General features: G+C 36.8%; 11 protein-coding genes and 1 riboswitch. Of the genes, 5 read left to right on the top strand and 6 right to left on the bottom strand.

Annotated elements, in window-relative coordinates; translation table 11 throughout:
• The first annotated feature begins 33 nt into the window (after positions 1 to 33).
• Positions 34 to 2,106, top strand: coding sequence for a TonB-dependent receptor plug domain-containing protein (locus ACJVDK_RS03730; protein WP_443938948.1), 2,073 nt, complete (start codon positions 34 to 36; stop codon positions 2,104 to 2,106).
• 26 nt (positions 2,107 to 2,132) lie between these two features.
• Positions 2,133 to 3,185: an HmuY family protein gene (locus ACJVDK_RS03725; protein WP_443938947.1), complete on the top strand. Its 1,053-nt coding sequence runs from the start codon at positions 2,133 to 2,135 to the stop codon at positions 3,183 to 3,185.
• Positions 3,186 to 3,389: 204 nt separating this feature from the next.
• On the opposite strand, the gene ACJVDK_RS03720 is transcribed toward ACJVDK_RS03725, so the two are convergent.
• On the bottom strand, positions 3,390 to 3,569 hold the full coding sequence (locus tag ACJVDK_RS03720) for a histone H1 (RefSeq protein WP_443938946.1): 180 nt from the start codon (positions 3,567 to 3,569) through the stop codon (positions 3,390 to 3,392).
• A gap of 527 nt (positions 3,570 to 4,096) precedes the next feature.
• Between ACJVDK_RS03720 and ACJVDK_RS03715 the strand changes: the two genes are divergently transcribed.
• A complete protein-coding gene (locus ACJVDK_RS03715) occupies positions 4,097 to 4,465 on the top strand; it encodes a response regulator transcription factor (RefSeq protein WP_443938945.1) in 369 nt (122 codons plus the stop codon).
• Positions 4,466 to 4,610: 145 nt separating this feature from the next.
• Here ACJVDK_RS03715 and ACJVDK_RS03710 read toward each other — a convergent pair whose 3' ends face one another.
• The 5 genes from ACJVDK_RS03710 to ACJVDK_RS03690 form a co-directional block, all read right to left on the bottom strand.
• Entirely contained in the window at positions 4,611 to 5,435 is an 825-nt protein-coding gene (locus ACJVDK_RS03710) for an SDR family oxidoreductase (RefSeq protein WP_443938944.1), read from the bottom strand.
• Between the two features lie 174 nt (positions 5,436 to 5,609).
• Complete coding sequence (locus tag ACJVDK_RS03705; RefSeq protein WP_443938943.1) at positions 5,610 to 6,782, bottom strand: glycoside hydrolase family 88 protein; 1,173 nt, start codon at positions 6,780 to 6,782, stop codon at positions 5,610 to 5,612.
• A 26-nt stretch (positions 6,783 to 6,808) separates the two neighbouring features.
• The gene (locus ACJVDK_RS03700; protein WP_443938942.1) at positions 6,809 to 8,641 is read right to left on the bottom strand and encodes a glycoside hydrolase family 2 protein; all 1,833 of its coding nucleotides are present in this window, start codon (positions 8,639 to 8,641) and stop codon (positions 6,809 to 6,811) included.
• Positions 8,642 to 8,904: 263 nt separating this feature from the next.
• Positions 8,905 to 9,366 (bottom strand): MaoC family dehydratase, encoded by a 462-nt coding sequence (locus ACJVDK_RS03695; protein WP_443938941.1) that lies wholly within the window; start codon positions 9,364 to 9,366, stop codon positions 8,905 to 8,907.
• A 48-nt stretch (positions 9,367 to 9,414) separates the two neighbouring features.
• Entirely contained in the window at positions 9,415 to 10,008 is a 594-nt protein-coding gene (locus tag ACJVDK_RS03690) for a TIGR00730 family Rossman fold protein (protein WP_443938940.1), read from the bottom strand.
• Between the two features lie 288 nt (positions 10,009 to 10,296).
• A riboswitch (SAM riboswitch) is annotated at positions 10,297 to 10,407 on the top strand.
• A gap of 290 nt (positions 10,408 to 10,697) precedes the next feature.
• Here ACJVDK_RS03690 and ACJVDK_RS03685 point away from each other — a divergent pair.
• Positions 10,698 to 11,756, top strand: coding sequence for a homoserine O-acetyltransferase family protein (locus tag ACJVDK_RS03685; protein WP_443938939.1), 1,059 nt, complete (start codon positions 10,698 to 10,700; stop codon positions 11,754 to 11,756).
• Between the two features lie 77 nt (positions 11,757 to 11,833).
• Positions 11,834 to 13,072: a homoserine dehydrogenase gene (locus ACJVDK_RS03680; protein WP_443938938.1), complete on the top strand. Its 1,239-nt coding sequence runs from the start codon at positions 11,834 to 11,836 to the stop codon at positions 13,070 to 13,072.
• Positions 13,073 to 13,097 lie beyond the last annotated feature (25 nt).

The raw sequence follows: 13,097 nt of genomic DNA, 5'->3' as shown, positions 1-13,097 counted from the left end.
TTTGCACAAATTATTTATAATTAGTCTAAATAAATGAGAATATATTTATCAATTGCTTTATTGTTTTGCTGTATACTAGCTGATGCTCAAGAAATTAAAATAGATACGACTAAAGCAAAAGATCTGGAAGATGTAGTTGTTACAGGGCAATATGAGCCCCAATCGCTACGAAAATCAGTTTACAATGTCCGCGTTATCAACGATACACGTATCCGTTTAAGCGCCGCAAACAATGTACAACAGGTATTAAATACTGAATTGGGCTTTCGTTTTAGCAACGACCTGACTTTAGGAACTACCGATGTACAATTAATGGGCATGAGCGGAAGAAATGTTAAGATCTTATTAGACGGTGTTCCGATGGTGGATCGTTCAGACACCCGCGAAAGTTTAAATCAAATCGATATCAATACCATTGAACGCATAGAAATTGTGGAGGGACCGATGTCGGTTGTATACGGTTCAGATGCACTAGCAGGTGTAATTAACATCATCACCAAGAAGAATGGAAAATCAATGTTAAATGTTTCTGCCCGCCTACAGGAAGAAACAGTCGGTAACGAGTACAATTTTTTAAATGGTGCAGGTAATCATGTTCAAAATTTAGGTTTAGCCTATCAGAATAAAGGATGGAGTGCCTCTATTGGCGGTACACATAACGAATTTGGCGGCTGGAATGTACCGGCTAAAGCAACTACTATTGATGAAGTTTCGGCGATTTCAAATTATTGGAAACCTAAAGAACAATGGATGGGAAACGCGAAACTAGGCTACCGTACTAAAAATTTCAACATTTGGTATCGCTTTGATGGTTTAGATGAAGTAATTGATTCGCGTACCGGAATGAACCCAAATAATTATAAAGAACGTTCACAAAGTTACACCACCAATCGTTATTCACAACAACTACAATCTGAATTACGCATAAACTCGAAACTTCAATTGAATGGAATACTCAGCTATTCTGATTTAGCGAGGAAAACTGAAACAAAAATTTACGATTATACGACTGGCGTGAGCGCGTTAACCGATGGTGCGGGCGAACAAGATGTAGCAAAATTTAACAACACATTGTTTAGAGCGACAGCACAATATGTGATTAGTCCGATAGCATCTATACAACCGGGTATAGAATATTCGCGTGATGCAGCAAGTGGTGCGAGAATCAATGGATCGCCAGTCATTCAAGATTATGCGTTCTTTGTTTCATCTGAAATCAATCTAACCAAATCACTGCAAATTAGACCGGGGTTGCGCTTTATTAAAAATTCTATTTACGATGCACCTCCAGTTATTCCTTCCTTAAATGCAAAAATTGTCCTATCAGAACAAGTAGATTTCCGATTGGGCTATGCAAAAGGTTTTAGAGCCCCTGCCCTACGTGAATTGTATTATGATTTTATAGATGCAAGCCATAAAATATTAGGAAATCCCAATTTAAAAGCGGAGGAATCAAACAGTTTTAATGGTTCATTTGCCTGGAATCCGCTTTCAAGAAAAGATATTCACTTTAGATCAACGCTTACTGGTTTTTACAATCAATTTAAGAACAGAATCGAATTTGGACAAGATCCTGTAGATAATTCCATCACGACATTAATCAACATTTCCACCTATAAAACAACAGGAGGAACATTAGACAACACTTTAAAATACAAAAACTTACACGCAAACCTTGGTATCTCCTACATCGGCCGATATAACCAGATTTATGAAAATGACAGCTTCGATGTACCGCAATTTGTATGGGCTACAGAAGTGACCAGTACACTTAGCTATCTCTTCACCAAGTTAAATGCCAGTGTAAGTCTATTTTATAAATACACCGGCAGTTTGCCAGCCTACCAATTGCAAAGCTCAAACAACGTTGCCAGTGCTCAACTTGTTAAAACAGGGTCTTTCAATTGGGCCGATTTAATGCTTAACAAAACATTCTACAAGTATTTTGCTCTTAATATGGGGATAAAAAACCTCTTCAATGTAACACAATTAAGCAATACAGGTACTGCATCGGGCGGAGCACATAGCACGGGTGGAGGAGCTGTTCCTTACGCCAATGGACGTTCATATGTGCTGGGCCTATCTTTTAACTGGAATAAAATTTAACCGAAATATACATTTAAAACAAAAACATGAATAAATTAAACTCAATCTTAGCCTTAGCACTCGTAGCCTTATCTTTTACTGCTTGTCAAAAAGAAGGAGAAGACCCTATTATCGTTGTGCCACCATCTGACGGAAGTACATTAACATTGAACGGCATAGCTGCTACTGAAGAAGGAGCCGCGGCCGCAAACAGTGTGTATGTAGATTTTAGTACCGACAAGCAAACACCGGCTTTACGGGATAGTTGGGATTTAGGTTTCTACTCAGGAAATGATTTCAAAGTAATTATAAACGCCACCAATGGAGCCTCTGCTTTAATGGTGAATAAAACAGACTTAAATACAGTTACTGCAGCTGATTTTGATCCAAATGCATTAAAAATTGGTCAAGGTGGTGGTACATTTGCTTTGATGGACGATCCTCGTGAAGCAAACATCTTGAACAAAACAGTAATTGCTACTATCTCTGCAACAGATGCTGATAACAAAGTCTATATCATCAATAGAAAAGGTGGAACGAATACTGTTTTGGCAAATGAAGAACTTTACAAAATTCGCATCCTTAGAAAAGGAACCGGTTATACATTACAATATGCAAAAGTAACTGAAACTACTTTTAAGACACTTGATATTACGAAAAATACAGATACAAACTTCCAATTTGCTTCACTTGTAAAAGGAAGCACCGTGAGTGTTGAACCTACAAAAGCTAGTTGGGATCTTGTTTGGGGATATAGTTTATACTACACAGCAACCATTCCATATGCTTTCTCTGATTTGATTTTCATCAACAACCTTGCAGGTGTAACGGCGGTAAAAGTTTCTACTTCTACAAAAGCATATGCTGACTTTGCTGAGGGCGATATTGCAGCCTTAACTTTTTCTAATGCAAGAGATGTGATTGGCTCTAGCTGGAGAGCTACAACAGGCGCTGCCATTGGTGTAAATACAACAGTTTTCTATGTTATAAAAGACGGTGTTGGCAACGTGTATAAATTAAAATTTGTAAGCTTTATTAATGCTGATGGTGGTACACGTGGTAAACCAGTAATTGAATATAAATTAATCAAAAAAGGATAATTTTCAATCTACCTATGAAAAATATGTTTTGTTAGTTGGATAAATGCTCCCCGCGATGGGGAGCTTTATCATTTATAGCCCTTACCATTTAAGTACACTCCAAAATTACTGATACAGCTGCCTAGTGCTGGCTCAGAGAAAAAGCCCTAAACGCAAAAAGGGTTTCGAAATTTCGAAACCCTTTTTGTTCATACTCATGAAATATTATTTTGCAGAGTTTTTCTTTTCTGTAACTTCCGCACGAATTTCTTGTGCTAAAACTTTAAGATCTTGCATTGCTTTACGAACACGAGTACCAGCAGCTGCGTTTCCAGCATTATAAAATTTTTCTACATCTGCTTCAATTGCAGCTACAGCCGCTTTTACTTTTGAGAATTTTTCCATCGCTAATTGATGTTTTAAAAGGTTTAAAAATTTATTTCTTCAATAATACATATTTAGGTTGAATATACAAGACAAACAAATTAATTATTTCAAATTAGTTTTGCACATTTTTCCTGCTTTAAACACCTTTTAAAGCAGGTTAATCATTTTTTCGAAAATAGGTATATCCATGCACACACTTTCCCTTTAAGAATATAGACAGCAATCTTATTTTTTTAACAACCTTAAATAGCTATGTTTTATCTATTTACATCCCTGTTGCTAGTTGTAATGCAACGGAAATATAGCTCCTAGAATCTTTAAAAACAAGGTTTACAGTAAATTGAGGCACACAAGCGTTTTTTAAAGAGCTTGCTTAGGAGGACAGTACGAAACGGTTGCAGAAAATAAAAAATGTCTGAACAAAAAATATATCTGCTTGTTTAAATCAAAATCAGGTGCTAAGAAGAAGTTTAAAAAGTCTTTTGAAAGGCTATTCGTGTATTTAATATTTATTCTCTATTTTTATTTTTTAATTTTATATTCATTTGGCAAAGAAAAACATTCTGGTTGTTGAAGACAACAATGCAATTTTAGATGTTATTACACTTATTCTCGAAAGCGAGGCGTTTAATGTAACCGGGCTAAACAAAGGGGCTGAATTTAAAGCCACACTAGAAAGTTTTAAACCCGATGTGGTTGTTATGGATATCATGCTACCAGACTCAGACGGAAGAACCTTATTGCAGCAATTGAAAGAAAATGAACAGACGCAACACATTCCTGTTTTAATGATTTCTGCACGCTACACCAAAAATAATTATGCCATCAACGGTATTGAAGCAGATTCTTTTATGGCCAAGCCATTTAACATTGATGAGTTAATGGATAAAATCTATGGGTTATTGAATCGATAGTTAGTTTTCTGAAAGCATTTTCCATCTTTCTTCTTTAAAAACTTTATGCCTCTGCGAGGCAAGATGTAACGCAGGTATTTTTTCAAATAAAAAAGCTTGACTTAAATGAATAAGTCAAGCTTTCGTATTTTTAAATGAGCTAATTTTAAACGCCTGAAAACACGCTAAATCCTCCGTCTACTTTTACACTTTCTCCGTTCACAAATTTAGAAGCTGGGCTCAACAAATACACCAGTGCTCCAATTAATTCATCGGCATTACCAAAACGTTTAAAAGGAGTGTTGGCAATAATAGCATTTCCGCGTGCGGTTAATGAACCATCTTCATTGGTTAGCAGCGTGCGATTTTGATGTGTCAAGAAAAAACCCGGAACGATGGCGTTCATACGTACTTTATCGCCGTAGCGATTGGCCAATTCTACCGCCATCCATTTGGTATAACTTTCGATTGACGATTTCGCCAATGAGTAGCCTAATACACGTGTAATAGCATGATCAGCTGATACGGATGAAATATTAACGATGCTTCCCCCATTTTTTGCAATTTCTTTTCCGAAAATTTGCGTTGGCACCAAGGTACCAAATAAATTCAAGTCGAAGGCTTGTTTTAATGCTTCCATATTTAACTCAAAAACATCACTTCCTGGTTGAACTACTGCTTCAGCAATGTTCCCTCCTGCTCCATTTACCAAAGCATCAATGCGCCCAAACGTAGCTAAAACTTTGTCTTTTGCTTCAATCAAAGCCGCTTCGTTCAATACATCGGCTAAAATGTAAATAGCCTTACTTCCTACTTTTTTTGCATCTTCTGCACGCTGTTTTGCAGCTTCTTCATTGCGTCCAATAATAACAACAGAGGCTCCGGCACCTGCAACACCTTTTACAAATGCTTCGCCTAAAACGCCCGTAGCTCCTGTAATTACCACTACTTTATCTTTTAGTGAAAATAAATTTCCTGTTTCTGTACTCATTATATTTTTATATTTTTTGATTACTGTACTCGTTTTACATTAAAGAACTCCTTACGCATGAGGTAAGAACTATTTGTTACTGTGACCGGATAAATTTAGAAAAATGTCAGCGGTAATAAAAGGTTTATGTATACCAACTCAACGCTTTTCTTGATGAACAAAGTTATACTCTGCCTATTTTTTACTGCGCAGCAAAGCTTCTAAATAATAGTAATCGGCATAATTAATAGGTACATCAATTTCTGATTTACCAGGGCGATGACCGGTACTATGTGCTAAAAGAAAACCATAATTCTCCCTTAACTTATTACTGTATTTTGTGCTTAAAGAATATAAAATTTTATCGGCTGCTGCTCTGTACTGACCTGCATGCGCGCTGTAGGAAGCTAGCTCATATAACGCTGAGGCCGTAATGGCAGCTGCAGATGCGTCGCGCGATACATTTGGAATTTCTGGGTCTTTGTAATCCCAATAAGGAATACCGTCTGCAGGGGTCGATTTATCTGTTAAAATGTAGTTGGCAATTTTATCGGCCTGTGCCAAATACGTTTTATCTTTTGTTTCGCGATAGCACAAAGTAAAGCCATACAATCCCCAAGCTTGACCTCTCGCCCAAGAAGATTCATCAGCATAGCCTTGTGCGGTCTGTTTTACACGAACATCACCTGTAGTTACATCGTAATCAACCACGTGATACGAACTATAATCTGCACGATAATGGTTTTTCATGGTCGTATTGGCGTGCGCTACAGCAATTTTATAAAAAGATGAATCGCCTGATAGTTTGCTTGCTTCAAAAAGCAATTCCAAATTCATCATGTTATCGATGATCACCGGGTATTGCCATTTACTTCCACTGTGATCCCAGGATTTAATCACACCAGCTTTTGCATTGAATCGGGTTGAAAGTGATTTAGCAGCTTGAATAATAACCGAACGGTAAGCCGTATCCTTTGTTAAGCGATAACCATTACCAAAAGGGCAATACACCATAAAACCTAGATCGTGTGTCCCTTTATTAAATTGTTCTTTTTTAATATCTTCTGTGTACTTCTTTGCCAAGTTTAGCCATTTATCTTCTTTGGTATATTGATATAGATACCACAACTCAGCTGGAAAAAAACCTGAAGTCCAATCGCCCGAACCGACCATTTTAAACACACCATTTTCTACTGTCCTGGGCGAAACTTGTTTAGACTTAACCAAACGTGCCGAATCTACGTTCTTTACCAAAACATCCATTTGTTTTTCGGCTGCAGCAAAAGCTTTACGTACGTTAACTTTTTGTGCGAATACTACATTCATAATCAATAGGGATGCTATTGATAAACTAATTTTTAACTTCATCTAAGTATTATCAATTTTAATTTTTATTACTTATAGCTTTCTTGTACTTGATTGTAAAAATCTTTTAAAACAAAGAACGCTTTTTTCTTTTCACCTGTTTCACTGATTAACCCCTTCCGATTCCAAAAGTTTTGGTAAACGGGGTGTTGCCTTCGTGGCGACCGAAAATCGGTCAATATCCAAGGGGTTAAACCGCGTAATGCTTTAATTTTGCTCAGCATGGTTAACTGATTTTTATACAAGGCTTCCTGATATTCTTCGCTCCAACGCGTATTTTCATCTGCATGGAAACCAGCCAACGCATCTCCTCCAAATTCAGACACCACCACAGGTTTATTGTATTGTATTTTAAAATCGTATTTCGTGATTTCGGCAGGTGTTCCTCCCCAATACCAACCCGCGTATTCGTTAAAACTTACGAGATCGAGCTTCTCTCCCAATGGGTCATTTAGCACCATGGTATTGCCTTCACGATGTACTTCCAAAGCCGCGGCAACTAATCGTGTATCGTCTAATGACCGGGCTGTTTCAGCTAAATTACTCATAAAACTGAGACGAGCATCACTAAGAGGCGTTTCATTCCCAACGGACCACACCACTACGCTTGCGCGATTTTTATCGCGATTAATTAAATCGGTCAATTGTTGTTTTGCATTGGCATACGTAGCCGCATTTTGCCAACTAATGGTCCAATAAACAGGCACTTCAGCCCAAACAAGGAGGCCCATTTCGTCTGCTAAGCGTACCATTTTTTCGTTATGCGGATAATGCGCCAAACGAACATAATTGCAATTCAACTCTTTTGCCCATTGTAACATCATCCGCATATCAGCTTCTGTACGCAAACGCCCTTTTAGGAGTGGATTTTCATCGTGAAGACTGATCCCTCTTAAAAAAATCGACTTTCCGTTTAAAAGAATAGTATCGCCCTTGGTTTCGATGGTTCTAAAACCTATTTTATCTTCAATGGTTTCTTTCTCTGAACGGATGTTAATGGTATAAAGTTTTGGATTTTCTGGCGACCATAGGCTTAAATTATTCCAACTAAATTCGTCTGAAATTTTCCCTTCTGAATCCGTTTTGTATTTCTTTTCTAGCTTTAACTCCGGAATGGTTAGCGTAATATCTTGATTGGCCGTAGCATCTACTAATCTCAAAGAAAAGCCAAGCAAACTGTTATTTCCTTTAACCAATTGCAATTTGTAATCGTTGATAAAATGCTCTGGAAATTCGGCCAGGTACACATCGCGGGTTATACCGCCATAATTCCACCAATCTGTATTCACGGTTGGAATTTCATCTACTTTTCGGGTATTATCAGCTTTCACGATGAGTGTATTTTCACCTGCTTTTAACTTTCCGGTCACATCAAATTGGAAAGGAGTAAATCCGCCTTTATGGCTACCAATTTTCTTTCCATTTAAATAGACATGCGCTTCGTAGTTAACGGCTGCGAAATAAATGTTATACCGTTTTGATTTTTCTGGTTGTGCCGTAAATTTCTTTCTGAACCAAACGGTACCTTCATACAGCTCTAATTTCTCCGATTGCGAGTTCCAATCTCCTGGTACGTTTATTTGAGGCGATAAATCAAAATTGTATTCCACCAGTTCTGTTTTATCTTTTTGAACTTTATCATCGAAAAAGCCACCTGTTCCAGATTTTGATTGATCGAAGGGATTGTGTCTATAATCGTAATACCCATTTTCATATGGATCGATGATGTAGTTCCATTTTCCATTCAGGCTTTGAATTTTACGCGCCTGAATATTTTGAATGGTGTTTACTTGAGCACTAGCGACTAAAGAAAAGTAAAGAAATGAGCAAATTAGAAAACCGATATAAGTTAATCTTGACATATTTTCAAAAATAAGCTTTAACAATTTAAAAGGCTAAAACTAACAATTAATTTATAGTAGGGTTACGATTAGGCGAGTATTTTTTTAAAATTTACATGCTTTTATCGGATGAAATGCCTTTCTGTGAAACTTGAAATCCTTTAAAAAAGTAATAAAGAACACCTATTAGACCTTTTTGAGGACAGAATGAATAAGGATAAGAATCAGTTAAAAAAAACGATTTACGAAATCGAAAAAACTTCGTAAATCGTTCCTATCGTTACTTATGCGATAAAGTGATATAAGAATACAACCTCACCAGTAAATGCAGGTTTCTTTTGATCTTCAATTTCAAGTTCAATTCCCATGTTTACCTTTGTTACCCCGCGCAAATTAACAATGGCTGCTAATTTTGCTTTTAAACGTACACGGCTATCAACGGTTACCGGTTGTGCAAAGCGTAAACTCTCGATTCCGTAATTGATTTCCATTTTCAAGTTACAGATTTCGACAATTTGTTTCCATAAAAATGGGATTAATGATAAGGTTAAATAACCATGTGCGATAGTTGCCTTAAAAGGTCCTTCATTTTGGGCACGTTCAGTGTCGATATGAATCCATTGATGATCTAATGTTGCATCGGCAAATTGATTAATTTGCGTTTGCGTAATGGTATGCCAATCTGAAACACCTAATTCTTTGCCAAGATATTGTTCAAATTCTGCGTGGCTGGAGATTTTTTGCATCTGATTTGTTTACTTAATATGAATAGTTTTAGTTCTATATATGTTTATTTAACTTAAGTTTCGTTCTTTAAACCAAACTTCATCCGGCGTAGCCGAAAAATTCCCCATCTTTTGAATGAGTATTTCAGCGTTTGATTCATTATATACCAAATCGCGGTTGGTTTGTTTTAAAAAGCGATTTTGCACCATGACATCCATTTGCTGAAACAATGAATCGTAAAAGCCGTTTACATTTAAAACCCCAATCGGTTTATTGTGTAAACCCAGTTGGAGCCAAGTAAGCACTTCAAAAAATTCTTCTAAGGTACCAAAACCGCCTGGTAAAATAACAAAGCCATCGCTTAAATCAGCCATTGCTTGTTTTCGTTGGTGCATATTCTCCGTTACAATTAACTCGGTTAACCCTTTGTGACCAACTTCTTTATCCATCAAAAACTTTGGAATAATGCCTGTTACCAAGCCCCCAATTGCTAGCACATCGTTAGCCAAAAGCCCCATAACACCTACACTCCCACCCCCGTAAACCAAACGAATGTTTTGATTCACAAAAGTTTTGGCGAGTTGTTGTATGGCATCACGCAACACTTCATCGCCGTTAAAATTAGCACCGCAATATACGCAAAGAGATTTGAGCTTGGACATCTTTAAATTTTTACCGAAGTTACAGTTTTGAACCCTTTTTATAAATTTTTATTCATTTCTGTGTCTTCTTAGAGATAAACTGCCCAATAAAATAAAATAAATAATCGAATGACAATCATCACATTATGGCTACTCAAAGCGGATACCCTTCTTAAATGCTATTTTTTTTTATAACTGATTTTCAAATAATTACACAATATTCAAAATATAATTTTGTTCATTAAAATAAAATTCAGACATTTGAAACATTATTTGGCGAAAGCTGATAAAAGTCAATCATTACCGGTTGATTTATAAAGAAGTGGCGAGAGACTGGCTCAGAGACCCACTGGCAACCCTCAGAAAGAGAAGGTGCCAATTCCAGACCGGGTAACAGGGTGTTATTCGGAAATATAAATGATAACTGATGAATACATTTAATTTTCCATCGCAAAGCGAAATCAATCAGCAGCCAACGAAGGCTATGCATACTTCTATTTCTTATACGGCACAAATGATGATTTGTATGTGCTGTTGCATGCATTAATCTTAAAAACTTCCTTTTTGTATTTTTTATAAACCGGAAGGTCCCAAGAAATTGGGATACGCAACTTGGATTATCTAAACCTTAACATTTTTCTGATAATCGAACCAACGCAACAGCAATTTAAAACACAGCTTATCCAACTGTTTCAACACAAAATTTTAGCATGAGCACTGCATCAACATATAAATATCCAAAACAATTTAAATTAGAGAACGGTAAAAAACTCCGCAATTTAGAAATTGCTTATCATACATATGGCAAGTTAAACACCAACAAAGACAATGTAATTTGGGTTTGCCATGCATTAACTGCAAACTCAGATGTTTTTGAATGGTGGGAAGGTTTATTTGGTCAAAATTCACTATTTAATCCCGAGGACCATTATATTGTTTGCGCCAATGTGTTGGGTTCTCATTACGGTACTACCAATCCTTTAAGTACCAACCCCACCACAAATTTACCGTACTATTTGGCCTTTCCTGCCTTTAGTGTGCGCGATTTTGTAGCAGCTCATCAACTATTAGCAGCTCATTTAGGCATTGAAAGCATTAAAGTACTCATTGGAGGTTCTTTGGGTGGTCAACAAGCGGTTGAATGGTCTATTATCGAACCTAATAAAATTGAAAACCTAATTTTGATTGCAACCAACGCCGTTCACTCGCCTTGGGGCATTGCTTTTAACGAAAGTCAACGTTTGGCCATTACAGCCGACCGTACTTTTTATGCGAACCAACCGAATGGTGGCAACAAAGGATTGAAAGTAGCACGCAGCATCGCACTTTTAAGTTACCGCACCTACGAAGCCTATGGCAGCACGCAAGTGGAAAGTGTAAACGATAAAACCGATAATTTTAGAGCTTCTTCATACCAAAACTACCAAGGCGAAAAATTAACCAATCGCTTTAATGCATACAGTTATTACTACCTAACCAAAGCAATGGACAGTCACAATGTGGGTAGAAACAGAAAAAGCATTGCTGATGCATTAAAAGAAATTAAAGCAAATACATTGGTTATTGGTATTGGAAACGATGTGCTTTTCCCTATTTCGGAGCAAAAGTTTTTAGCACAAAGCATTCCAGGAGCTGAATTTACCGAACTAAAATCAGACTATGGCCATGACGGCTTTTTAATTGAAACCGATTCATTGACCAACATTATTGGCACTTTTATTAAAGAAAGCAGCAATAAGAAAATTATCAAGCTACAACATACTGCTTAATATATCACGTAAACAAAAATAAAAAATACGCGATTTCAAGACACGAGTCAAGATATCGCAAAACGATAAAATACAACATGAGTAAGAACTTAAAGATTGGATTATTTGGTTTCGGGGTAGTTGGACAAGGATTATTAGATATTATCCAAAGTCAAAGCCTAAACCTTGAAATTGTTAAAATTGCTATTAAAGACCCTAAAAAAAGCCGTACCCTACAAAAAGAATTATTCACTACCAACCGTGATGAAATTTTAGATAACCCTGAAATTAACACAATTGTAGAGTTAATAAACGATGCAGATGCCGCTTATGAAATTGTAACGAAAGCCTTAAAAAATGGCAAGCATGTAGTTTCGGCAAACAAAAAAATGATTGCTACCCATTTAGAAGAATTGGTAGCCTTACAACAAGAACACGGTACTTCTTTATTATACGAAGGTGCTGTTTGCGGAAGTATTCCAATTATCCGTAATCTGGAAGAATATTACGACAACGAACTTTTCCATGCTTTGAGCGGTATTTTTAATGGTTCTTCGAATTACATTTTATCGAAAATTTTTAACGAAGGTCAAAGTTACGAGGCTGCATTAAAAGAGGCTCAAGATCTAGGTTTCGCTGAAACTGACCCTATTTTAGACGTAGGTGGGTATGACCCTAAATATAAATTAGCCATTGCAACTGCCCATGCCTATGGTTTATTTGTAAACCCGGATGCGATTTTAAACATCGGCATTCAAAATCTTTCGCAGCACGATATTAACTATGCAAAAGAGAAAAATTTCAAAATTAAATTGGTTCCTACGGCACGAAAAATTAATACGAAACAAATTGTTACCTATGTATTGCCAAAATTGGTAGCGAAGGACGACTTCTTATTTAATGTAGAAAACGAGTACAATGCTGTAACCGTTCAGGCGGCTTTTGCCGATAAGCAGTTTTTCTTTGGAAAAGGAGCTGGTGGTCATCCAACAGGCGCTGCCGTGTTATCGGATATTGCGGCTTTACGTTACGACTACCGTTACGAGTATAAAAAATACCATCAAGGAAATGGTGCAAGCCATACCGATAACATTTTATTGGAAGTGTATTTACGCTATACCGATGAAGCACTTATCACACTGTTAGAATTTGATAACATTAGCGAACGCTATGCTGCAAGCCAATATAAATATGTGATCGGAACCGTTAAGCTTGAAAAATTAATCGAAAACCGTGAACTGCTTTTATCTAAAGATGTTTTTGTAGCCTATACTGGAAGACAAATTTACAAAGAAGAAAAGATTAGCACCAATGCAGTGGAAGTAGCAGCACTGTAATACGACTTTATTAAGACAGATTTTT

The organism is Pedobacter paludisoli, assembly GCF_052344095.1.
In the GTDB taxonomy this organism is placed as follows: domain Bacteria; phylum Bacteroidota; class Bacteroidia; order Sphingobacteriales; family Sphingobacteriaceae; genus Pedobacter.
This window is presented reverse-complemented; position numbering and strand designations above follow the sequence as displayed.